The sequence below is a fragment of the Bacteroides sp. AM07-18 genome (genome assembly GCF_003602695.1).
GTDB classification, from domain to species: domain Bacteria; phylum Bacteroidota; class Bacteroidia; order Bacteroidales; family Bacteroidaceae; genus Bacteroides; species Bacteroides uniformis.
This window is the reverse complement of the sequence record NZ_QTLM01000012.1, coordinates 95,205-120,006: the sequence shown is the minus strand read 5'-3', so window position 1 is coordinate 120,006 and position 24,802 is coordinate 95,205. Positions and strand designations below refer to the sequence as shown.

Here is a 24,802-nt window from a genome sequence, read left to right as displayed (position 1 = left end):
TGCAACTATTGCGCGGCTTTTTCATGCATGACCATTACCGTTATGAAATTATTTTTTCTACATTTGCATCCGCTAAAAGGAAACAAAACCGCATCAGGCTGAAAAAAAACATGAGGAATACATCACCCGCCGCACCTACCATCCGCTTCCGCCGCTGGAGCAGAAAAGCCTACGCTGCATTTGCCAGCATAGGACGGTGTGTCACCATCGGTTGCCTGCGCAAAAGCGTGGCAGACAGCTCTCTGTCCAAACAGAAGACTGCGGGAACCGCCGGACATGCCGGATGCGGGGAAGAGAGTACCTGGAAAGGAGAAACGGAAGGAAGGGAAACCGACACCGGCATTCCGCTGGGTAGCAGCAGCGCCCTGACAAGTATCCTCACGGAGCCGGGAACGAACCGGCACATTCTTTTTGAAACACAATTCATCCGCCCCTGCGGGAATACGGGCGGACAAGACACATATAGCCTGAAACAAAAGAGAACAAGAGGTACGGATTACCGGAAGCCATGCAGCAGAATGACGAGCTGCACCGCCCCGGCAATCCGTACCTCTGTCTTTATCCATGAACATAACCCAAGAAAGATATGACCCTACAGAAATTAAAGGAACAAGTGCTGCGCGGCAGCCACATCAGTAAGGAAGAAGCCGAATGGCTGGCTGTGCAACCCGACAAGGAAGCGCTATACGAAGCTGCCCACGAGATAACCCGGGGCCTGGCCTCGGAGGAGTTTGACATGTGCTCCATCATTAATGCCAAGTCCGGACGATGCCCGGAAAACTGCAAGTGGTGTGCACAGTCGTCGCACTACAAAACCCAGGCAGACGTGTACGACCTGGTGGACAAAGAAGAATGCCTGCGGCATGCCCGGCATAATGAAGCCCAGGGCGTGGCACGTTTCTCGCTGGTGACCAGTGGACGGAAGCCCTCCTCCAGAAACATGGAGAAACTGTGCGAAGCCGCCCGGCACATGCGCCGGCACTCGTCCATCCAGTTGTGCGCATCACTGGGACTGCTCAACGAAGACGAAATGCGGGCACTGCACGACGCAGGCATCACCCGCTATCACTGCAACCTGGAGACAGCCCCCTCCTACTTTCCCCAACTGTGCAGCACGCACACGCAGGAAGAGAAGCTGCGCACCCTGCAAGCCGCCCGCAATGTAGGCATGGACATCTGCAGCGGCGGCATCATCGGCATGGGCGAGAGCATGGAGCAACGCATCGAATTCGCCTTCACACTGCGCGAGCTGGAAGTACAGTCCATCCCCATCAACCTCCTGAGCCCCATCCCCGGCACACCGCTGGAACGGCAGGCACCACTCAGCGAGGAGGAAATACTGACCACCATCGCCCTCTTCCGCTTCATCAACCCGACAGCTTTCCTCCGCTTTGCCGGAGGACGCTCGCAACTGAGCAAGGAGGCCGTAAAGCAAGCGCTACACATCGGCATCAACTCCGCCATCGTGGGCGACCTGCTGACAACGCTCGGCTCGAAAGTGTCGGAAGACAAGGTACTGATAGAAGATGCCGGATACCGGTTCTGCGGCTCGCAGTTCGACAGAGAGCACCTATGGCACCCCTATACCTCCACCACCAACCCGCTACCGGTGTATAAGGTGAAGCATGCCGAAGGCGCCACCATCACCCTGGAAAGCGGAGAAACACTCGTAGAGGGAATGTCGTCGTGGTGGTGCGCCGTCCACGGGTACAACCACCCTACGCTGAACCGGGCGGCAGAGAAACAGCTGGGCAAGATGTCGCATGTGATGTTCGGAGGGCTGACACACGACCCTGCCATTGAACTGGGCCAGTTGCTGCTACCGCTTGTCCCGCCGTCCATGCAGAAGATATTCTATGCCGACTCGGGCTCGGTGGCAGTAGAGGTAGCCTTGAAAATGGCCGTGCAGTACTGGTATGGCAAGGGAAAGGCGAAGAAGAACAATTTTGTGACTATCCGTTCGGGCTATCACGGGGATACATGGAATGCCATGTCTGTCTGCGACCCGGTGACGGGCATGCATTCGCTGTTCGGGGCATCATTGCCGGTGCGCTATTTCGTGCCGCAGCCGCGCTCGCGCTTCCACGGCGAATGGGATGAACGGGATACGGTGGAACTGCGGAAACTGGTAGAGGAGCATCACGAGGAACTGGCAGCGCTTATCCTCGAACCTGTGGTGCAGGGCGCTGGCGGCATGTGGTTCTACCACCCCCAGTACCTGCGCGAAGCGGCACAGATATGCAAGGAACATGGCCTGCTGCTGATATTCGATGAGATAGCCACGGGCTTCGGACGGACGGGAAAACTCTTTGCCTGGGAGCACGCGGGTGTAGAACCGGACATCATGTGCATAGGAAAGGCCATAACGGGCGGATACATGACGTTGTCTGCCGTACTGACGACGAATGAAGTGGCGGATACCATCTCCAACCATACACCGGAGGTGTTTATGCACGGACCCACCTTTATGGGGAATCCACTGGCATGCGCCGTGGCATGCGCTTCGGTGAAGCTGCTGACCTCGCCCGAATACGACTGGCAAGGCAAGGTGACTCGCATCAGCCGGCAACTGCAAGAAGAGCTTGAACCGGCACGCCGATTACCGCAAGTGACGGATGTACGTGTGCTGGGAGCCATCGGGGTGATTGAGACAAAAGAACCCGTAGACATGGCGTGGATGCAAAAACGCTTCGTTGAGGAGGGAATCTGGGTACGCCCGTTCGGAAGATTGGTATACCTGATGCCTCCGTTCATTATAGAGCCGGAACAGTTGAGGAAGCTGACGGGAGGGTTGATGAAAATTATACAGGAAATGAATTGAGAGGATAAAGGGAAAATTATTATATCAAGAATTTATGAACGTAACTAACTATATGCAGCAAGAGCTGCAAACATTGAAAGAACACAGCAACCTGCGCTGCCTGCCGCAACTGACACACGAGGGACGCACGGTTGTAGCCGATGGCCGGCATATGCTGAACCTTTCGTCCAACGACTATCTGGGTCTGGCTGCCGACCGCCAGCTAAAGGAAGAATTCCTGCAGACACTGACACCGGACACCTTCCTGCCGACTTCCTCCTCCTCCCGCCTGCTGACGGGGAACTTCGGAATTTACGAAGAGCTGGAGACGGAACTCGCCACACTTTTCGGCACAGAGACAGCACTGGTGCTCAATAGCGGCTATCATGCCAATATGGGGATTCTACCCGCCGTGAGCGATGCACAAACCCTGATACTGGCAGACAAGCTGGTGCATGCCAGCATCATCGACGGCATCCGCCTATCCACCGCACGCTGCATCCGCTTCCGCCACAACGACCTGGTACAACTGGAACGCCTGCTGGAACAACACCATGCAACATTCCGGCAATTGATTATCGTCACAGAAAGCATCTTCAGCATGGACGGTGACCAAGCCGACCTCACGGCATTGGTGCGTTTGAAAAAAAGATACTCCAACGTACTGCTCTATGTGGACGAAGCCCATGCATTCGGCGTAAGGGGACCGCGCGGTCTGGGCTGCGCCGAAGAAACCGGATGCATCCGGGATATAGATTTCCTCGTGGGCACCTTCGGCAAGGCAGCGGCGTCTGCCGGCGCATACATCGCCTGCTGCCGGACGATACGCGAGTATCTCGTCAACCGGATGCGAACCCTCATCTTCACCACGGCATTGCCTCCGACAAGTATTGCCTGGACACTGTTTATCGTACGGAAACTTGCCAGAATGCAGGACCACCGCGAGCATCTGGCAAGAATCAGCCGGACACTGCGCGAAGCATTACAAGCCAAGGGGTACGGATGCCCCAGCGCAAGCCATATCGTCCCACTGATTATCGGCCCCAGTGCCGACACCGTGCTGTGTGCAGAGCTGCTGCAGAGGCATGGGTTCTATGCACTGCCGGTGCGCCCGCCCACGGTGCCCGAAGGGACATCACGTATCCGCTTCTCGCTGACAGCGGACATTACAGAACAAGAGATAGAAGAAATAATTAAATATATATAGTATAAGAAAATTCATCACATATATTATTATGAAACAAGTTTACATCATCAAAAAAAATAATCCCAAGCTGCTACTGTTCTTCGCAGGATGGGCAGCCGACGAAACACCCTTTAAACAATATTGCCCCCAAGGCATGGACTACATGATTTGCTATGACTACCGCACGCTCGATTTCGATACCTCCATCCTGGAGCAATACCGGCAAGTGAACGTAGTGGCATGGTCCATGGGCGTATGGGCAGCTCCCATCGCACTGGCTTCCGTGCCCAAGGAGAAACTGCTGCTTATAGCTTTCAATGGTACCATTACCCCTATCGGTGACACAGATGGAATTCCCGAAAAGACCTTCCGAGACACCTTGAGCGGACTGACTCCCGCCTCGCTCCAGAAGTTCATGCGCCGCATGTGCAAAGACAGCAATGCCTACAAAGCCTTCCTTGCCATCACTCCCCGCCGGGACTTCAACGAAATTAAGGAAGAGCTGGAACTCATTGAGAAAAAATACACCCAAATGAGAGGGATAACCATCGATGAAAACGGCAATTATATCTACTCCAATGATGACGAGATGGATGCCTATGTAAACGATAAATACCAATACATCGATTATGACTACGCTTTCATAGGCGTCAACGACCGCATCTTCCCTTTAGAAAATATGAAACTAAATTTCGATTACATGTTCGATGACGACAAACTGATTGTTGCAGACTGCGCCCACTATGACGAACCAATGTTCCGCTTCTTGCTGCAAGACATGTGGTCGATGCCCATTGACGATTTTCTAAGCCATCTGAGAGAACTGGATACATAACAAAAGGATTGAAAAAAATGACAGATACCCCTACACACCCCATAGACAAAGAACTTGTAGCAAAACGCTTCTCCTACTCGCGAAGCACCTACGACCGCGAAGCCAGCGTGCAACGGCAAGTAGCCGAAAAAATGATGCGCCTACTGACCGATGCCCTGCTTTCCGCAGGCATACCCCGTCCGCAACTTCCTACACACTTCCGCCACATCGTAGAGCTTGGTTGCGGAACGGGCAGCTACTCGCGCATGTTGCTGAACACCTTGCAACCGGAAACGCTGTTGCTGAACGACCTCTGCCGGGATATGGAGGAATGCGTCAGGGAGCTATGCACTACGCGCACTCCCCGCGTCAGCTTCTTGCCGGGTGATGCCGAAGCTCTCGACTTCCCCAGAGAAACCGACCTGATAACCTCGTGCTCCACCCTGCAATGGTTCAACGACCCAGGTGCTTTCCTCACCCGCTGCCACCAAGCACTGGTGGCAGACGGCCTGCTTGCCTTCAGCACCTTCGGCACCACAAACATGCACGAAATACGCCAACTGACGGGGCATGGGCTGGACTATCTCTCCGTTGAGGAGCTGCAAGCCCTGCTGTCTCCCCACTTCGATATTCTCCATGCCGAGGAAGAGGTAGTAACCCTGCCCTTCCCCACCCCTCAGGCAGTGCTGAAGCATCTGAAGCAAACCGGAGTGACGGGAACGGAAAAAAGGATATGGACGCGCAGCCGCCTGCAATCCTTCTGCAAAGAATACACAACCCGGTTCAGTGATGCCGCAGGCAACGTAAACCTGACCTATCACCCCATTTATATCATCGCACGAAAAAAAACAAAATAATGGAAACAAAAAACATCTACTTCATCAGCGGCATTGATACAGATGCCGGAAAAAGCTATTGCACCGCCTGGTACGCCCGTGAGCTTATGCAACGCGGCCTGCGCGTCATCACCCAAAAATTCATCCAGACCGGCAACACCGGTCATTCCGAGGACATCGACCTGCACCGCCGCCTCACCGGAACCGGCTACCTGCCGGAAGACAAAGAGGGGCTGACCATGCCCGAGATATTCTCCTATCCCTGCTCTCCCCACCTCGCCGCCCGCATAGACAAGCGCCCGATAGACTTCGGAAAAATAGAGCGTGCCACCAGGGAACTTTCCCATCGCTATGATACCGTGCTCGTAGAAGGCGCCGGCGGTCTGATGGTTCCCCTTACCGAAGATTTCCTGACGATAGACTACATTGCGGAGAAGCAGTACCCGCTTATCTTTGTCACCTCCGGAAAGCTGGGCAGCATCAACCACACCCTGCTGAGCTTCGAAGCCATCAAGAACCGGGACATCGCGCTCGATACGGTACTCTACAACCTCTATCCCACGGTAGAGGACAAGACTATCCAGGAAGACACGATGAAATACATCAAGCAGTATTTGTTCAAGCACTTTCCCGGAACAAAGTTTGAGGTAGTGCCGGAAATTGTGTAAATTTGCAGCACATAAACGTCCTACTGCACATGGAAGCATTTACATTAGATTCAACTGAAATTATCGTACTCGCTACGGCGGGTGGTCTGTTCCTTATTCAAATTATCTACTACCTCTGTCTCTACAACCGTATTCATGCGCGCAGCCGTGCCGTGAAGCAGGGAGACACGCACTTCACCCAGGAACTGCCCCCCATATCCGTCATCATCTGCGCCCGCGAGGAATCCGAGAATCTGCGCCGCAACCTGGGCGCCGTGCTGGAGCAGGACTATCCCCAATTTGAAGTCATCGTCATTAACGACGGCAACACCGATGAGAGCGAGGATTACCTGACCATCCTCGAGGAGAAATATCCCCATCTCTACCACAGCTTCGTGCCCGATTCCTCCCGCTACATCAGCCGCAAGAAGCTGGCCGTGACGCTTGGAATCAAGGCCAGCAAATATGAATGGCTGGTGTTTACCAATGCCAACTGCATGCCCCAAAGCAACCAATGGCTGCGACTGATGGCACGCAACTTCACATCACGTACCCAAGTGGTGCTGGGATACAGCGGCTACGAACGCGGCAAAGGCTGGCTGCACAAACGGGCGGCATTCGACAATCTGTTCACTTCCATGCGCTATCTGGGATTTGCCCTGGCAGGCAGCCCCTACATGGGTATCGGGCGTAACCTGGCCTACCGGAAGGAACTCTTCTACCAACAGAAAGGATTCTCCGCACACCTCAACCTGCAACGGGGAGACGACGATTTGTTCATCAACCACGTGGCTACCCCGGAGAACACGCGGGTGGAAACGGATGCCAATGCCATTGTGCGCATGCAGCCGCTTCTGCGTGCCAAGGACTGGAAAGAAGAGAAAATAGGCTACGCCTCCACAGCACGGCTGTATCATGGAATGCAACGCTGGCTGGCCGGTTTTGAGACCTTGACCCGCCTGGCATTCCACGCATCCTGGATAGCCGCGATGGTCATCGGCATTCTGCACTTCCACTGGCTGGCAGCAGGCGTCGCTTTCCTTTTGTTCCTGCTCCGTTTCACCATGCAGGCCGTCATCGTGAACAAGACCGCCCGCGACCTGGAAGAACAGCGCAGATATTACTTCACACTACCGGCTTTCGACCTATTGCAGCCGATACAGTCTTTGCGTTGGAAATGGTACTGTCTGTTCCGCAAGAAAAGCGGTTTTCTGAGAAAGTGACTCTCTTATTCGTAACGGATGGAAGTTGCCGGATGGATGCGTGTAATCAAGAATGAAGGGGCCAGCAACATCAGGACCGAAGCCAGCAATGTGCCGGCATTCAGCAGCAGGAACAGCCAGATATTGAAAGATACCGGAACAGTAGCCATGTAATAGGTTTCAGGGTCGAGCTTGAACAAGCCAAACCAGCGCTGCACGAAATAGAATGCAAGGCCGATTATGTTCCCCCAAAGCATGCCTTTCCCGATGAGGAAGACCGAAAACCAAAGGAAGACTTTACGGATGGTAAAGTTATTGGCTCCCAAAGACTTCAGCACACCTATCATGGAGGTACGCTCTATGATGATAATCAGCAGGCCGGATACCATGGTGAACCCCGCCACTCCAATCATCAGAATGAGAATGACCCAGATGTTGACATCCAAGATGCCCAGCCAGGCAAAGATTTGGGGATTGAGCTGCTCTACATTGCGGACGCAATACTCAGCACCATAGCGGTCGGGATTCTCGTCCGTATCGACAGCTATCTCATAGGTGGTTTCTTCCAGCTTGTCATAATCGCGTATTTCCAGCTCCACACCGCTCACCTGGTCCGGCTCCCAGTTGTTCAGGCGATTCACCAGGTAGAGGTCGGTAAGCAGGAATAGGTTGTCGTATTCGGAGAAGTTGGTTTGGTAGATACCTACAATCTTTAGGCGGCGGGCACGCACATCGTCCTGGATGAAGTAGGTGTCTATCTTGTCACCGAGTTTCAATTGCAGCTTGTTGGCAAGAGACTTTGAGATGACTACGCGGTTGGACGAAGCGGAATCGCTGAATTGCGGAAACTCCCCCTCCAGCAGATGGCGGTGGAAGAAGGTGCTATCATACTCCTGCCCCACACCTTTCAGCACCATTCCCTGAAAAGCATCGGCGGTCTTTATCATCCCCGGCTTGGTGGAGTAGCGTTGTACATGCTTCACTTCGGGATAATCGGAAAGCGCAGCCATCATGCTGTCGCCCACCACCACTGGGCGCGTCTCATAAGAGCGTGCAGCATCCAGGTTGCCTATCTGGATATGGGCACCGAAACCTACGATTTTATCCCTTACCTCGCTCTTGAAGCCGACAATGACGGACACGGCAATAATCATCACCGCCAGTCCGAGAGCAATGCCCACCATGGCAATAAGGACAGCCGGACGGGAAACTTGCTTGCCCGGCTCCGAGTTGCGATAAATGCGCAACGCTATAAAGCGAGATAAGTTCATGGGTCATTATTTTTTAGGCGCAGATTACACGGAAGATTTGAAACAAACGTCTTTATCTTAAGTTTTCCGTGTAATCCGCGTAATCCGCGCCTAATGAATTATTTCATTTTATTCGGTTCGTCCTGGATAGGCTTCCAATGCTTTTTGCAGAACAAACAAGGCGCGGTTCAAGTCGTCTTTCTTCAGTACGTATGCGATACGCACTTCGTTGCGACCGGAACCCGGCGTAGTATAGAATCCGGACGCAGGCGCCATGAATACCGTCTGTCCCTCGTATTCGAACTCCGACAGACACCAGGCACAGAACTTGTCCGAATCATCTACCGGAAGCTTTGCCACCGTATAGAATGCTCCCATCGGGATGGGCGAATATACGCCCGGTATACGGTTCAATCCGTCAATCAAGCATTTACGGCGTTCTACATATTCATCGTATGTGTCGCGCAGATAATCCTCATCGGCATCCAGCGATGCTTCTGCGGCAATCTGGCCTATCAACGGAGGACTGAGACGCGCCTGGCAGAACTTCATGACAGCATCCCGGATTTCCTTGTTCTTCGTTATCAGGGCACCGATGCGGATGCCGCACTCCGAATAGCGCTTGGACACGGAATCAATCAGCACCACATTGTTCTCAATGCCCTCCAGATGGCAGGCAGAGATATAGGGAGAACCCGTATAAATAAATTCACGGTACACCTCGTCCGAGAAGAGGAACAAATCGTACTTCTTCACAAGGTCGCGAATCTGGTTCATTTCACGGCGTGTATAGAGGTAACCCGTAGGATTGTTGGGATTGCAAATCAAAATAGCACGCGTGCGCTCGTTAATCAACTCCTCGAACTTCTCTACCTTGGGCAACGAGAAACCCTCTTCGATGGTCGTGGCAATGGTGCGTATCTTGGCTCCGGCAGAGATGGCAAACGCCATATAATTGGCATAGGCCGGCTCGGGAACAATGATTTCATCCCCCGGATTGAGGCAAGCCAGGAAAGAGAACAACACCGCCTCCGAGCCGCCGGAAGTGATGATGATGTCGTCTGCAGTCAGATTGATATTGTACTTTGCATAGTAACCCACCAACTTCTCGCGGTAACTGCGATATCCCGCACTGGGACTGTATTCCAGAACTTTCCGGTCGATGTTCCGTATCGCTTCAATCGCGACTTCCGGAGTAGGCAGGTCGGGTTGACCGATGTTCAGGTGAAATACATGTATACCCCTCTGCTTGGCAGCATCTGCCAGAGGAGCCAGTTTTCTGATAGGAGATGCGGGCATCTCCATTCCGCGAATAGATATTGTTGGCATGAGGTTTATTTACTATTTGACGATTTATGATTTACTATTTAATAGAGTATTTATAGGTGATATTGCTATCACTTTATCATTAAAGTTGCAAATGTAGCGAATTATTTGAAACCAAAAGGAAGGCAAGACCATAAAAACTTTAAAAAACTTATCTATCGTAAAAACTCTATGATATGTAAACAGAAACTTGTATCTTTGAAAAAGCAAACGAGCCAAGTAGAATCAATTGTAAATAGTAAATAGTCAAATAGTAAATAACACCATGGTCATCAACCTTATAACTTTTGCTTCCATACTGCATAAACAAGCATCAGTCCGTAGCTCCCACGAAGTGATATTGACTGAATTGGAAAAATACTTTACCGTCAACTTCATTGATTACAAAGACATAGACAAGTTATCACCCGATGACTTCAGTATTATATTCATTGCCACCGGAGGTGTGGAACGGCTGGTAATCCAGCATTTCGAATCCCTTCCCCGCCCCGCCATCCTCTTGGCAGACGGCATGCAGAACTCACTGGCCGCCGCTCTCGAAATATCTTCCTGGCTGCGCGGCCGGGGAATGAAAAGCGAGATTCTTCACGGAGAGCTCCCCGAGACCATCAAGCGTATTTTTGTCCTGCACAGCAATTTCGTGGCACAACGCAGCCTTTTCGGCATGCGCATCGGCGTAATGGGCACTCCGTCCAGCTGGCTCGTTGCCAGCAATGTGGATTATCTGCTTGCCAAACGCCGCTGGGGTATCGAGTACACAGACGTCTCATTGGACCGCATTTATGAATACTACGGACAGATAACGGACGACGAGGTGGGCGAAGCATGCGCCGGACTGGCAGGAAAAGCGCTTGCCTGCCGAGAGGCAAGCCCCGAAGACATGATAAAAGCCATGCGGCTGTATCGAGCCATCAAGAGGATTGTAGAGGAAGAGCGACTGAGCGCCATTACCCTCAGCTGCTTCCGCCTGATAGACCAAACGGGAACCACCGGCTGCCTTGCCCTTGCCTTGCTGAACGACGAAGGAATCATTGCCGGATGTGAAGGCGATTTGCAATCCGTCTTCACCATGCTGGCCGTAAAAGTGCTGACGGGGAAAAACTCCTTCATGGCCAATCCTTCCATGATAAATGCCCGTACCAATGAAATCATATTGGCACACTGCACCATCGGCATCGCACAAACGGAGCAGTTCATCATACGCAACCATTTTGAGACGGAAAGCGGCATCGGTATTCAGGGAATCCTGCCGACGGGAGATGTAACCATCGTAAAATGCGGAAGCGAAAGCCTGGACGAATATTACCTGAGCACCGGCACGCTTGTTGAGAATACAAACTACATCAATATGTGCCGCACCCAAGTGCGGATAAAAATGAACTCCCCTGCCGACTATTTCCTCAAGACACCGCTGGGCAACCACCACATCATGCTGTATGGCAATTACGAGGATATATTGGAAGAGTTCCTGCAAGCCAATGCCTGCAAACGGATTGAATGATTACTCGTTCGCATCCGGTATCACCACCTCGAAACGCGTTCCTTTTCCCAACTCTGAGGAGACCGAGATAGAACCATGCAGGCGGTTTACGATGGTCTGGCAAATGCTCAGCCCCAAACCGGCGCCCTGCGTAAAGCTGTCTTCTTTGTAAAAGCGTTCGAAGATATGTTTCTGGGCGTCTTCAGAGATACCGCTTCCCGTGTCTTCGACAAAGATGGTGGTATATCCTTCCCGGTTCGTGACATAGCCGAAGGTGATGCTGCCCGTTACCGTGAATTTCTTGGCATTGTTTATCAAGTTGTTCACGACCTGCTTCAAGCGGACGGAATCGGTGATGACCAATTTGTCTTCCCCTTCCGGAATCTCTATACGCAGCTCTACATCCCGAGGCATACTCAGACGCTGGGATTCATGGACCTCCTGCATGATGAACGCCAGGTTGAATGCTCCGAACTTAAAGTCCATCGTGCCCGATTCTATGCGCGAGAGGTCCAGAATATCGTTTATCAACGCCAGCAGCAACGTACAGTTGATGTTGATTGTTTCGACGAACTGCTTTACCTCTTCCGGAGAAAAAGCGTCCAAGTCCTTCAATAAATCCGAGAAACCGACAATGGCATTCAGAGGGGTACGTATCTCATGGCTCATATTGGCAAGGAACGCAGATTTGAGCTTGTCGGCCTGCAAGGCACGGTCACGTGCGGCAATCAAGGCCTCTTCCGTATCCTTGTAACGCTGGATGCTCTGGCATACTCCCAATACCATGTATGGGGTATCGACCGTCAGTCCGTCATAAGCGGTACTGCGGAACTCCCACCATTCATAGCTCCCATCCGCACTCTTCAACCGGAAACTCATCCGTGAATTGATTTCATTGCCCAACAGAATGGCATCAAAATTCCTGCGCGTATGCAGCAAGTCTTCCGGATGTATAAGGGTGTCCATCTCATCACGTGCCAGCAAGTCCGTATCATCGGTATACCCGAAACGGCGCAGCAATCCACCCGGGAAATGGAAACGGTTCATATGCATGTTGTACTGCCACGGATAAATGGAGCTTTCCTCCACCGCCATATTGAAGAAGCGTCTCTGCATCTCTTCTTCGGAGATATTGCGGCATACAATCGCCATTCCCGTCATCTTTTCATTGGCAAAGATAGGTACTACCTCGCCGGAAACGGGGAAATACGTTCCCTGATGGTTTTCCTGCATGAAGGCTTTCTCCGGAATAGAAATAGGTCTCTTTCCGGTACGTACTTTCTTCAACAAGTCCTGCAGGATGTTTTCTCCATTCATGTAAATCCTGAAAATGGAGCCGGCCATCTGCCCTTCATAGAAACGGGACGTATAGGTTTCGGAAGAAAGTCCCAACATCTGTAACAACGGACGGTTGACAAAATGGATGCGCAGGTCGGTATCATACGTAATCAAGCCGTCGCGAATGGAACAGAAGATATTGTCGAACTCGTCGCGCTGCTCCACCAGGCGGTGCTGTATCAACAAGCGGGTCTGGGCATGTATGCGCTTACGCGACTCCCTGCGGTTGGCACGGAAAAGCCAGGCAACCAGCAGCACCAATGCCCCGACAATCAGCGAATAGAACAGAATGAACCAGACACGGTAACGCTCCATCAACGGTATATTCAAAATGATGCCCTTGCTCTCCGCACGGTTCGTGTCCACACGGAAAAACTGCAACTGTTTGTAATCGAACAGCAACTTGCCCCCAAAGTCCTTTACTTCCAATGAGGCGGGTGACTTGCCCTTCAAAATACTTGCAGCCTGCCGGCCGGCAGCAAAAGCATCCTCTCCGGGAACGGCATCATACACACACAGAACACCGTTCGTCATAGCCAGGTTCTGGCTGGTAAACACGGGGGCCTTCAACTTCAAGGAAAGAAAGGGAATCCATTTGGGAGCAATGACAATATGCTTGTAGGCATTGTAGTCATAGCAAATGGAAGTGATGATAGAGTTCAAGGACTTGGCCTGCACATTCAGCACTTTCAACTCATGCTCCGGATAGTTGCTCTTTATGCGTTCCCAGGATTCCTCCACAGCCTTAACCCCTTTAAGGCTCAGGAAACTGCTGTCGGACAGACAGACCAACTCCCTGCGGGAAGGAAACATGCGGACAGCCGCATCCAGCAAGACATCGAAATCCGTTTTCGAAACATAGCCGGAGACGTTGGGCATTCTTTCAAAGACCCTCTCATCCGGGTATTTGATACCCGAAACCACTACCGGTATCTGATAAGGCAGGGAATCACCGCAATGGGTCAATGTGAAGAAAGCCTCATCGCTGGAGGTCACAATCAAGTCCGTTTTCCGTTGCCTGGCACGCTCGCAGATGCGGCGCATGATGAAGCACTCGGAAGCGAAAGACCAGTAATCGGCATTCAGATATTCAGTAGTGATATTGGCTTTAACTCCCCCCTTGTCCAGTCCGTTCTCCAAATTTTCTGTCAGAAGGCTGTGCCAAGGAGTATTTTTTGTATAGGACTGTATGAAAAGTACATTGTACGTACGTTCCGTAGCCGAAAGTGTTCCCGACATCAACCACAACAAGCCTGCAAGCAATGGAAAGAAAAGGCGTTTCATCATAATATAGATTTTGTATACTCAACGCAAAACTCTTATTCGTCACGCAAATATACAAGTTATATTGAGAATGAGCACAGATTATTCAAAAAAAACTCACTCATCGTGCAATGCTTCGGCAGGCTGTACCTTCATGGCCCGTGAAGCCGGATACCAGATTCCTGCAATCACCATCAATGCCATCAATATCCAGACAATAGAAACGCATATGACAAATCTCCCCCAAGTGGCATCCGTGGCTTCCGTAAAAGTGACATCTGCCATAACCATATTGATACATATCATCAAAGCGGGGATGGAAGCAAGTGCCAACAGCAGCAACCCTTCACCCAGCAATTGCCAGCGTATTCTTCCGCGGCTGCTGCCCATGGCCATGCGCAAAGCAATCTCGCTGCGGCGATGGCGGGTACGGAACCAAAAAGTTCCCATCAGCCCGATGAATACATTGAAAACAAAGAATATCACAATGAGCCTTGCGCTGCGGATATACGGGGTGATTCCTTCGGCAGCATCCCGCTCTATCTTCTGGTCCTTATAGCTCTGTATGTCGAAAAGATAGAATGGAGCGACCTGCAGCTGCGACATCATATCCTGATAAAAACGGGCTGCAAAATTATCCGTATCCGCCTCCGGACGTATCCGTAGGGAGATGAACGGGAGGTACTGGTCCTCATAGAACCAACCGGGGAAAGGAGTCAGGACAAAAGGTCCGTAACGGGCATAGTCATCCGTCTTCTGCAAAGCACAGACTGCAGAGACACGGTAACGGAGACCTCCGCTGTAATAATCCAGAAACTCGCGGCCCACCGCCCTGGCACTTGTCTGAAAAAGACTGTCTGCCAAATCACGGGTCACCACGGCAGGCAGAGGACTGGCAGTGGAATTCCAATCCGAGACATTCCCCTGCAACAGCGGAATGCGCATGACGTCGAAATATTCGGGAGACACATAGCGCACTGTAGTCTCGACAACATGCACGCTGTCCGTCGTATACCCCTGGTAAACACGCCCGCGGGTATAAGTATCGGTACCCAGCCACGTGGCAGCACTTTCCACTGCAGGATATTGCCTGATACGCCGGAGCACTTCCTCCATCGGCTTGAACCAGAAGGTCTGCAGGCTGTCTTCTGACGTGCACGGCACTATCTGTGTGGGATTGCAGGAAATCCTTATCTTATAGACATGCTCCAAATCATACCCCTTAGGCTGCCGTTCTGCATGGGCAAAGCCATAGAGTACATCCACACAATACCACATCAATGTAAATACAATCAACAGCTCGGCAAACAGCCAACCGTTACTGCGGCGCTGGTTCCATATCTGGTGTAAAATAGAATGTATCATACTCGTTACTGTTTTAATTGGGATTCGTTTATCCGCTCATTCTCCGCCAAGAACCTCGGCTATAGGGCGACGGGTGGCATGCCAGGCAGGAATAAACACAGAAAGCAGGTTGAACAACAGACACACCACCAATACAGCCACGAAAACCGCAGGACGGAGGAAGAGCCAGACGCTTACATCAAAATTCGTTCCGGGAGCACCATCGCCAAGCATCCAGTCCTTACCCAGCCATAGGAATATGCACGAAAAGAGAAAACCGAGCAATGCGCCGGCAAATGCCAAGGCCAGGTTCTCGCGGAGCAACTGCACCATCAAGGTAGAACGGCTGGCGCCGTATGCTTTCCTTACCGCAAGCTCAGCCATGCGACGGGACATTTGCGAAGATATAAGTCCGCTGACATTGATAGCGGGCACAATAAGCAATATCAAACCCAGGATGATGCAGGTTACGGCAGGACTCATCGTGTCATTACGGAAGAACTGCCGTTCCGTATAAGTGCTGAGGTCGGGAAGCTCCAGTTCATATTCGACCAGTATCTCGTTGAAGCGGGCAAGCGACTGTTCTATCTGCCGCTTGAGTTCCTCTCTGCCGACACCGGGCTTGACAAGGGCCACAGCCTCGAAATCTCCCCGTAGCCCTTCACTGCCCAGACCGGAATCCCGGGTGGAATAAGGCATCCACAACTCTCCATAGGCAAATGTGAACAGAGAGCTCACATCCTTGGTGACCCCGACAATGCGCTTAGGGCGAAAGTTGACAAAATAATTTTTGCCAATGGCTGCTTCGGCAGACCCGAAAGCTTCGCGGGCAAGCTGTTCGCCTATAACCACGACATCCCGGCAAGCATCGAACTCTTCGGTACTGAAAAGACGGCCCGCCACAAGAGGGATATCGTAGACACGCCAATAGTTCAAATCCACCTGACGAACCGTACGGCGCATTCCCCGCACGGGCGAATCCCCACAGTATCTAAGATAGGTAGGTCCCAGATAGGTGACAAGTTCCGCACCCGGAAGTTCTGCAAAAATAGCGTTGACAGCCCGATAAGACATGCCCGTATTGGAATTGCTGTGGTCGGACTTGCGGTAAGAGTATCCATAAGAAGAATATAGCATGCTACTGCGGTGCGACTCGGGAGCCAAGTCAGCCGTCTGGATGTCATACACCATGTAAATGACCATGACAAAGGTTATACTCACTGCCGTACCGATGACGGAAACAGCACTGAAAAAGGGATTCTGGCGGATAAGAGCTAAAATTTGTTCCATAGCTTTCTATTCATCGTGCAATGCTTCGGCAGGCTGCACCTTCATCGCCTTGCGGGCGGGAATACCTATACCGATGACAATCATTAGGGTAATCAGCACAAAGCTGATGGCAGCACAGAGCAGCAGGCGGTCCCACTCCAACGTCGTACCGTTCCTCCAGGAATTCAACTCCAGGTGTGCAAGATTATAATCGATGAGCAATGCAACGGGGGTGACAATTGCCAACAACAATATCCCTTCACTAAGCAGCCGGCTGAAGATGGCACGGTCTGTCGCTCCATGCGCTTTGTGCAGTGCTATCTCCGAACGGCGTTGCTGCGTACGGAACCAGAATGTTCCGAGCAAGCCGAGGAAAATGTTCAGCAGTAGGAATCCCATACCCATCACATAGTTACGGATGTCATTGGTCCATGCCTGCTGGTAGTTGCGACGAATATCCTTGAAAGAACGTATCTCCGAAATGAAGATATTGCCTATGCGGAACTGGCTCTCACTGTCTGCCTTCAGCCTCTCAATGAAGTCATTGTCCTGCCCTTCACGGACGCGGACACAAAGTTCGAGACCGATATAGTAGAAACTCTGCTTCACCATCATGGAATATGAGCTTCGCGCCTGGTCATAATCGTGATAGCGTACATTTTGCAGTGCAGCACCCAGCCGGTAGGTCTTCGTAGTATCACCAAAAAGATAGAACCGCTGGCCTACGAGATCTGTCATCCGGCGGTCGTATTTCCGGTAGAGGTTATCCGAAGCCATAAACTCCCCGCGCTCCAACATTTCAGCCAATTGTTCGGGTGTCTCGCCACGCGTGCCCCGATAGCGGAATACACGGGGAAAGTCCGGTGTCACTAACCTGCGGATGGTCCAACCGGGAGAACGCAAAGTGTCATAGCTTACTTCAGCGCCTGAATTGCTTCCGTTGTAAGGATATGAATTCTGCGAAAGGCTGACCGCTTCTATCTCCGGCCGACGACGCAGACGCTCCAACAACTCGGCTATGTCATCGTGGGTCTGCTGAGAGGTATGCCCGGCTATGTAGTCGGGACTTTTGGGTGTCAGTTCCCCCAACTCTATAAGGTAGCAGTGCTCTATATTAAAGCCTCTCGGCTCCAGATAGGTGGCGGCGCGCGTGTAGAGATAGTCTACCACGTACCACATCACTACACTCACTACCAATAACTCCAACACCAACCATAGGTTTGAGAGCCATTCATTCTTTATCTGTGTAAGAAGTTTCTTAGTCATTTTCTTCAATGATTAATGTTTTGTGATGGAGTTATTTATGCAAACGTCCGCCCAATGCATTTACAATCCCTATTCTTGATGCACGCCATGCGGGAATACCGGAACTTAGTAAGTTCAGCACAAAGCAGAACAACAACGCCCAGCCAAAGGTGGAGCCATGCAGCAATATGCTTGCATCCACTGCCGGAGGACTCAGCGTCTGGCTGAATTCCTGCGCAAACAGCAGTGTATTTCCCAAATAAGCGAATGCTACACTCAGCAACAATCCCATCACCCCTGCCAGCAATGTCACCACCAGATTTTCTGCAATGATTTGCCCCATCAGTTCCAGTCTCGTTGAACCGAATGCCCGGCGCACACCAATCTCTGCCACACGCTGGCGCAGACGGCTCTGCGTCATCGAGCTGAGGTTGATGGCAGGAACAATCAGTAGAATGATGAAGATAATGAGACGCTGCCTGCGTGCCTGGTCCACGTCCGGTTCGATGTTGGCAGCCATTCCTGCGGCATTTTTCTCCTGGTCATAAGGACGGTTACGGTAAATCAACGAATAACCATTCTCGCCAATTACAGTGTCGTACTCCTGACGGCGGCGTTCCGTCTCCTCACGAATAGCAGGAAAATCATCACGGCTTTTCGCCAGAATGGTAACGCTCATCATCCCCATATGCTCATCACTCCATGTGCTTTTCGTTATCTCAGTAGAAGTATAGGGCACCCATACCTGCGCATAGGCAGTGTTGGCCAAAGTAGAAACATCCTTCACTACACCGGACACTGTATAAGGAGCATGGTTCAAAAGGAATTCGCGACCAACAGCCTCCGTTGTCTGGAATAACCTGCGCGCTACACTTTCCGTAATTACCGCTACGGGTAGTCCGGCATCGAATGTAGCCTGGTCATAAGGTTTCCCGGCAACAAAAGAGAAATCAAACACACGCCAGAAAGTATCATCTGTCTGCAACAGGTCGATACCCGTTGCAGGTTGTCCCGGCAGATTCACGGGGGTAGAAATGACCATACAGGTATAAATCGTTACTGCTTCGGGGGTCTTCAGCGATTTGAAGCACTCAAGCGCAGTCTTTATCCCCATCGGTCCGTTGGAACTGTTTCCCTCTCCCCAGCTTTTGTTGGTGATGCTCATATAATGCACATGTAGAAAGCGGTCGCGGTTGCTCTCCGGAGCAAACGGAGCTACCTTCACCTGCTGCATCATCACCACCAGCATGATGAGGAAGATGGCAAGTGCCGTACCGGCTATGCTGACGGCACTAATCATCGGTTGCTGCCGCAACTGTGCCCAGGCTTGTGTGAAGTATTGCTTTATCATATTGATATTTACGATTAGACGATTTACTATTTACGATTGGTGTTACCGCTACTCAACGGCCCACCTTCAGGTTACATGTATTCACTCCGCCTATGCCTCCTTTAGAAATGTCAGCATGCCCGGCAGTTCCGCTCAAAGTGACGTCACCCACACCACTCATTCTGGCAGTCAAATAATCGCAGACTACATGAATATCGGCGCTACCTACTCCGCGCAAAGCAACTTTCAGCTCGTCACACGTCAAATCGGATACATTCACTTCACCCACTCCCTTTACTTCAAATGACACCTCATCCAGTTTCAAGGGCTTCTCACAATTGAACTCCCCTACACCGGTAAACTCCACCTTCTTCAAATCAGGAGCCGAAATCCAAATGGTCACGCCATCTTTCTGATTTCTCATGCTCTTGTTTTTCCTATCCTTGAAGCCTATCAGCAGACAGCCGTCCTTCACTGTGGTTTCTGTATTCTTCACGTGCTTCTCCTTACCTTCAATCTTGAAAGAATAAGTGTCACTCTGTGTAAAATAAATTGTTCCCACAGACGTTATCTCAATGGACGAAAAGGCATCCACTTTGCGCACTTCACTCACTTTGGTATCTTGTGCATAAACACTCAGCATACCTACAAATGTCAATATCAATGCAATGATAATACCTACTATATTAGTTTTCATTTTTCTTCTTTTTTATTGTTAATCCTCTATTGTTTTTCATACTACTCTTCATGCAACGCCTCTGCCGGCTCAATCTTCATAGCCTGCCGTGCCGGAAACCATATTCCAATCACTACCATCAGAGCTATCAGTAACCAAGCCCCTAGAGAACCTGCAAGGAAGCGTATCACACTCCACTCTATCGGCCAAGTGGATATGAGAGAGGTACGTCCTATAGTAAATTCCGCCATCCCCACATTGTAGCATACAACCATGGCAGGCAATGTCACTAACGCCAATAACAGTAACCCCTCACCTATCAGTAAACGAAACACACCGCCACGCGTACTGCCCATCGCCATCCGTAGAGCTATCTCCGAACGGCGGCGGCGAGTACGGAACCAAAAGGTGCCTATTAACCCCAAAAATACATTCACCAGCAGGAAGAGCACCACCACAGCCTGACTGTTCACCTTATCCGTATCGCCATTCATCACCTCGAACTGCAACTGTTGTTCAGTATAGGGAGCGGCATCTGCCACAAACGCATTGTCCGTGTCCAGTTTAGGCGCTATTTCGCGCAGAAACTTCTCCCGATAATCCGGTCCGTCGGCAGCAGGCTTCACGCGGAAAACAATCTGCGACCAATTGTCGGCAAACTCTGCCTTAATCATATTCTCTCCCAAATGATAAAAGAACCAAGGTTCCTCAACTCCATAACGATAGGAACGGAAAGCACCGGTCTTCCCCATCTGCTTGATGATTGTAACAGAATCACCATTACCTAACGGCGTAGTCTGCGAAAACTCCGGCATTTTCTTACGAAAACGTTCAAAAGCGGCATTACTCAGTGTCACATTGTTCCATCCTGCGGGAGTGTCCCGGAACGGGTGACGCGGGTCCTCACTTATCCGGAAAACATCCATATATCCTCCAGTCGTATAAATACAGCGTCCTTGCACCCAGGAAGTATCTTGCACAACCAACGCATTGTAACTATTACTGCCACTCATCGGAAGGCTCCAATAACAAAGGGCAGCTGCCTCTACGGAAGGCTCTTGTTCCAATTTCGCCAATATACCCAGATATTTATCGGCATCAGTCAGACTCGTATCCCGACTTTCTCCACCTACAACGGTGGATAATTTATAGACATGTTCAATATTATAACCCAGCGGACGGTAGAAAGTATATTTCATGCATCCCAGTGAGTCACAGAGGAACCACATCACGATGAATACCAAGAACAATTCAGCCAATACCCAGCCGTTACTGCTGAAGCGTGCCTTTATCATACGTAAGTTATGTATCGTAAATTTCATATCAAGTACCTCCTTCTATTTATCATTCAAAGAATCTACAATAGTGTGCCGTGCCGCTATCCATGCAGGCAGTGCCGCACTCAACAGATTGATGACCACACAGAAAACAAATGCCAGCAGGAATACCCACGGACTAAACAGCGCCTCCATGTTCAAGCTGAGCTCGCCCGACGTACCCACATTCTGATTATTGGTGAACAGCCACATACGCATGGCATATACTGCCAAATAACTGAAAAGCAGTCCCACTACTCCACCCAGTAATGTCAACATCAGATTTTCGTTCAGTATCTGCCGCACAAGCACGCTTTTCGTTCCTCCAAAAGCCTTACGTACACCTAATTCGGTAATACGTTGCTGCATGCGGCTGTTACTCAAGCCACACAAATTGAGTGACGGTACCAACAAAATGATAAATAAAGCTACGGCATATTGAAGATAAAGCATTGTCAAGTCTGGCCCTACATTAGCCCATACGTGGTTGACGTGCGCCACGATATTGTCCGGCTGTTCCATGATGTCTATCTGTTTGTTGCCCAATCCGGCATTAACACGTTCCACCTGCTTGGCAATGCCCTCCCGGATGGCAGGAAAGTCATCAGATGTACGTGCCAATACAGCAATCTGCATGCCTCCCAAATAACTGTGGACTCCGGTAATTTTCAGTTCGTCGGCACTGTACATACCCCACACTTGTGCGTATGCATCCTTAGCAGTGACGGAAACATCTTTCACCACTCCCACGATACGTGCAAGTTCCCGGTTCAGCAGGAATTCCTGTCCCACTACATCTGTACTTCCATACAGTTTCCGCGCTACAGACGCACAGACTACTACAGCCTTGCTTTCTCCAGCACGGTCGGCTTCGCTGAAGCCGCGTCCGGCAAGAAACTGCATGCTGAACACTTTCCAGAAGTCGGGATCTGTCCGCATAGCATCCACTTTCACCCGATTGTTACCGTCAGTCAACGAAGCCAACGACAAACCGGCTGGGGAAAATGCCGTACAGTATTCCACTTCGGGCACCGGCTGCACGCATTCTTTCATAAATGCCGCCGAAGGATTACTCCAATTATTATTGCCGTCCTTTTCCTTGTCGTATACGTGCATAGCGGAAAAGTAAAGACACCGACTGCGGTTCACTTCCGGTTCCAAGTCAGCATATTTTGTCTGCCAAGTAATCACAATAGCCATAATCATGGTGATAGCAAAGGCCGTACCCAATATGGAAATCGTACTTAGCAGCGGATTCTGCTTCAAGATTGTAAAAGCTTGTCTTACGGTTTGCATTTCATTAATTGATAGTTGATAATTAATAGTTGACAGTTGACTAAGCAGTAATTATTCCACCTGACGTCCGTCGAAGAAGCGGACGGTGCGTGAGGTCTGTTTGGCCTGCTCTTCATTGTGGGTCACCATCACGATGGTACGTCCGTCTTCCTTGTTCAGTTGATGCAACAGTTCCATGACTTCGGCACCCATCTTGGAGTCCAGGTTACCGGTGGGCTCATCGGCGAGGATTATCTCCGGGTTGCCGATAATGGCACGGGCAATGGCTACACGCTGGCACTGACCGCCGGAAAGCTGTGTAGGCATGTGACGCATGCGGTGGCTCAAACCGACCTTCTTCAATACCTCTTCCGCCAGATGACGGCGTTCCTTGGCAGACACCTTTCTATACAGCAAAGGCAGCTCCACATTATCCAGCACATTCAGCGAATTAATCAGATGGAAAGACTGGAACACAAAACCCAGCTTCTGGTTACGGAAAGCAGCCAGCTCCTTGTCCTTCATGCCGTCCACTTTTGTACCGGCTATTTCGATGGTGCCGCTGGTAGGTGCATCCAGTAAACCCATAATGTTCAGCAACGTAGATTTTCCACAACCGGAAGGTCCCATGATACTGAGAAATTCTCCCTTGTTCACTTCGAGGTTTACATTTTCCAATGCCACGGTTTCAATCTCGTTTGTACGATAAATCTTGTTGATGCCAGTTAACTTAATCATAATGGTAAGTATTTAATTGTTATTATTCTGTTCTGTTTCTATTCCGCACAATTTCTGTTTCAAGAGGTCAAAAGTTGTGCCAAAATCGTTTATTATTGATTATCTGCTATTTATACATGCAGTAAGGTGTCCGAAAATGAACACCTTGTCCGTTTTCATCTATTCGTCACGCAGGGCTTCCGTAGGTGGAATGCGGCTGATGTTGCGCGCCGGGATATAGATTCCCACCAACACTACCACCAGCAGTATCAGAAAGATGACGAGCGACACGAGCAGATAATGCGAGGTGAAATCCGACACCCAATAGCTCTCTGTGCTCTCCACCCAATTCTGCCCTTTGGCCAGCCCTTCTTTCAGTGCATATTGCAAATAGAGCAGAAAACCAGTCAGTGAAGCGACCACGGTCAATACCGTGCCTTCGCCCATCAGCAGGCGGACAATGTCGCTGCGTGTAGCTCCGAACGACAGCATCACTCCCACTTCCTCGCGCCTCGTACGTGTCTGCAACCAGAAGGTACCGATGACACCCAGACAAAGATTCACCAGGAAGAAAGCCGCCATCGCCAGATTACGGCGGTAAATCGGTGTGGAATTGCTGGCTTCGCTCTCCGTTATAATCTGCTCATAGGAACGGACACTGCGAGCAAACAGATTGCCCCGCCTCATCTCCTTCACCATCCAAGGACGGAAATCGTGCAGAAAACGCTCCATGCTGACACCCTCTTTGAGACGTACCAGGATATGGGCACTTTCAGGGATATAACTTGTATCGATGGTAAGCATCGGCATAAATGCAACGGGGACGGGACGCCACTCGCTATACATCTTCATGGCTCCTATCGTACCGACAACCGGCATGTACAAGGTATCTCCATGGTCTCTGCTTATACAGCGTTTGCCATGCGCGTCTTTGGTATGGAACAACTGTTCGGCAGCATTCTCCGTCAGTACAATGTCATTCGGGACATAGGCGTAGTCGGACAGCTGTCCGGGTGTCCGCCCCTTACCGGAACGGAAACCATACGTATCGAAAAAGTTCGTATGAGGCAGAAATTGTATCATCATAATAGATAAGGGAATCGTATCCCCTTCGGCAAACAATTGACTATTCGAACTTCCCGAAGAATTGGGATAACAGAATTCCAGCACGGGAGTGGCCGATTCCACACCGTCAAAGTCCTTGACATAACGCACCAAATTATAATAGTTGTCCACCAACGTAGCAGAGTCCTGCGCTTCGGCATCGTATCCCGGTGCCTGGGGCTGCAATGCGCCCAATGAAATGAGGCAAAGCCGCTCCGCATCATAGCCCAACGGGATATTACGATCGTGCGTGACCACAATCACCGGGTCCAATACAACCCAACTGATGATACTCACCAATATCAATTCGGCCAACAACCATCCGTTCTTGCGGCGGCGCGCCCAAAGATTCTTCCATATTAACTTAAACATACCAACCTCCCG

The 24,802-nt window shown here is 50.8% G+C and carries 20 protein-coding genes; 8 read left to right on the top strand and 12 right to left on the bottom strand.

What is annotated here, in order from left to right; translation table 11 throughout:
* Positions 1-110 precede the first annotated feature (110 nt).
* From DW096_RS14260 to DW096_RS14230, 7 genes are read left to right on the top strand one after another with little or no spacing between them, the layout of a single operon-like run.
* Complete coding sequence (locus tag DW096_RS14260; RefSeq protein WP_117963131.1) at positions 111-590, top strand: hypothetical protein; 480 nt, start codon at positions 111-113, stop codon at positions 588-590.
* Positions 587-2,821, top strand: a complete 2,235-nt coding sequence (gene bioA / locus DW096_RS14255; protein WP_117963133.1) for an adenosylmethionine--8-amino-7-oxononanoate transaminase — start codon at positions 587-589, stop codon at positions 2,819-2,821. The genes DW096_RS14260 and bioA overlap by 4 nt, the downstream gene beginning before the upstream one ends.
* A 34-nt stretch (positions 2,822-2,855) precedes the next feature.
* Positions 2,856-4,007 (top strand): 8-amino-7-oxononanoate synthase, encoded by a 1,152-nt coding sequence (locus tag DW096_RS14250; protein ID WP_118931185.1) that lies wholly within the window; start codon positions 2,856-2,858, stop codon positions 4,005-4,007.
* A gap of 28 nt (positions 4,008-4,035) precedes the next feature.
* Complete coding sequence (locus DW096_RS14245; RefSeq protein WP_016274411.1) at positions 4,036-4,821, top strand: pimeloyl-ACP methyl esterase BioG family protein; 786 nt, start codon at positions 4,036-4,038, stop codon at positions 4,819-4,821.
* A 17-nt stretch (positions 4,822-4,838) separates the two neighbouring features.
* Positions 4,839-5,657 (top strand): malonyl-ACP O-methyltransferase BioC, encoded by an 819-nt coding sequence (gene bioC / locus DW096_RS14240; RefSeq protein ID WP_016274410.1) that lies wholly within the window; start codon positions 4,839-4,841, stop codon positions 5,655-5,657.
* On the top strand, positions 5,657-6,304 hold the full coding sequence (gene bioD, locus DW096_RS14235; RefSeq protein ID WP_117963135.1) for a dethiobiotin synthase: 648 nt from the start codon (positions 5,657-5,659) through the stop codon (positions 6,302-6,304). Before bioC ends, bioD begins: the two co-directional genes overlap by 1 nt.
* A 29-nt stretch (positions 6,305-6,333) precedes the next feature.
* The gene (locus DW096_RS14230; protein ID WP_022400571.1) at positions 6,334-7,506 is read left to right on the top strand and encodes a glycosyltransferase; all 1,173 of its coding nucleotides are present in this window, start codon (positions 6,334-6,336) and stop codon (positions 7,504-7,506) included.
* Positions 7,507-7,511: 5 nt separating this feature from the next.
* Here DW096_RS14230 and DW096_RS14225 read toward each other — a convergent pair whose 3' ends face one another.
* Both DW096_RS14225 and DW096_RS14220 read right to left on the bottom strand, forming a co-directional pair.
* A complete protein-coding gene (locus tag DW096_RS14225; RefSeq protein ID WP_016274407.1) occupies positions 7,512-8,756 on the bottom strand; it encodes an ABC transporter permease in 1,245 nt (414 codons plus the stop codon).
* A 108-nt stretch (positions 8,757-8,864) separates the two neighbouring features.
* Positions 8,865-10,064, bottom strand: coding sequence for a pyridoxal phosphate-dependent aminotransferase (locus DW096_RS14220; RefSeq protein WP_008664735.1), 1,200 nt, complete (start codon positions 10,062-10,064; stop codon positions 8,865-8,867).
* A 262-nt stretch (positions 10,065-10,326) separates the two neighbouring features.
* Between DW096_RS14220 and DW096_RS14210 the strand changes: the two genes are divergently transcribed.
* Positions 10,327-11,562 (top strand): fucose isomerase, encoded by a 1,236-nt coding sequence (locus tag DW096_RS14210; protein ID WP_005831144.1) that lies wholly within the window; start codon positions 10,327-10,329, stop codon positions 11,560-11,562.
* Here the strand turns inward: DW096_RS14210 and DW096_RS14205 are convergent, their stop codons facing one another.
* The 10 genes from DW096_RS14205 to DW096_RS14160 all read right to left on the bottom strand — a co-directional run bounded on the left by DW096_RS14205 (position 11,563) and on the right by DW096_RS14160 (position 24,790).
* Positions 11,563-14,166, bottom strand: coding sequence for a PAS domain-containing sensor histidine kinase (locus DW096_RS14205; RefSeq protein ID WP_117963137.1), 2,604 nt, complete (start codon positions 14,164-14,166; stop codon positions 11,563-11,565).
* A gap of 93 nt (positions 14,167-14,259) precedes the next feature.
* On the bottom strand, positions 14,260-15,507 hold the full coding sequence (locus DW096_RS14200; protein WP_117681026.1) for an ABC transporter permease: 1,248 nt from the start codon (positions 15,505-15,507) through the stop codon (positions 14,260-14,262).
* Between the two features lie 36 nt (positions 15,508-15,543).
* Positions 15,544-16,776, bottom strand: coding sequence for an ABC transporter permease (locus DW096_RS14195; RefSeq protein ID WP_118931186.1), 1,233 nt, complete (start codon positions 16,774-16,776; stop codon positions 15,544-15,546).
* 6 nt (positions 16,777-16,782) lie between these two features.
* A complete protein-coding gene (locus tag DW096_RS14190; protein ID WP_005831152.1) occupies positions 16,783-18,021 on the bottom strand; it encodes an ABC transporter permease in 1,239 nt (412 codons plus the stop codon).
* Positions 18,022-18,052: 31 nt separating this feature from the next.
* Entirely contained in the window at positions 18,053-19,351 is a 1,299-nt protein-coding gene (locus tag DW096_RS14185; protein WP_005831154.1) for an ABC transporter permease, read from the bottom strand.
* Between the two features lie 52 nt (positions 19,352-19,403).
* The gene (locus DW096_RS14180) at positions 19,404-20,027 is read right to left on the bottom strand and encodes a GIN domain-containing protein (RefSeq protein ID WP_005837414.1); all 624 of its coding nucleotides are present in this window, start codon (positions 20,025-20,027) and stop codon (positions 19,404-19,406) included.
* A gap of 41 nt (positions 20,028-20,068) precedes the next feature.
* Positions 20,069-21,328, bottom strand: coding sequence for an FtsX-like permease family protein (locus tag DW096_RS14175; RefSeq protein WP_005831158.1), 1,260 nt, complete (start codon positions 21,326-21,328; stop codon positions 20,069-20,071).
* A gap of 15 nt (positions 21,329-21,343) precedes the next feature.
* Entirely contained in the window at positions 21,344-22,618 is a 1,275-nt protein-coding gene (locus DW096_RS14170; protein WP_009038276.1) for an ABC transporter permease, read from the bottom strand.
* Between the two features lie 51 nt (positions 22,619-22,669).
* Complete coding sequence (locus DW096_RS14165) at positions 22,670-23,335, bottom strand: ABC transporter ATP-binding protein (protein ID WP_005831162.1); 666 nt, start codon at positions 23,333-23,335, stop codon at positions 22,670-22,672.
* 159 nt (positions 23,336-23,494) lie between these two features.
* On the bottom strand, positions 23,495-24,790 hold the full coding sequence (locus tag DW096_RS14160) for an ABC transporter permease (RefSeq protein ID WP_118931195.1): 1,296 nt from the start codon (positions 24,788-24,790) through the stop codon (positions 23,495-23,497).
* Positions 24,791-24,802 lie beyond the last annotated feature (12 nt).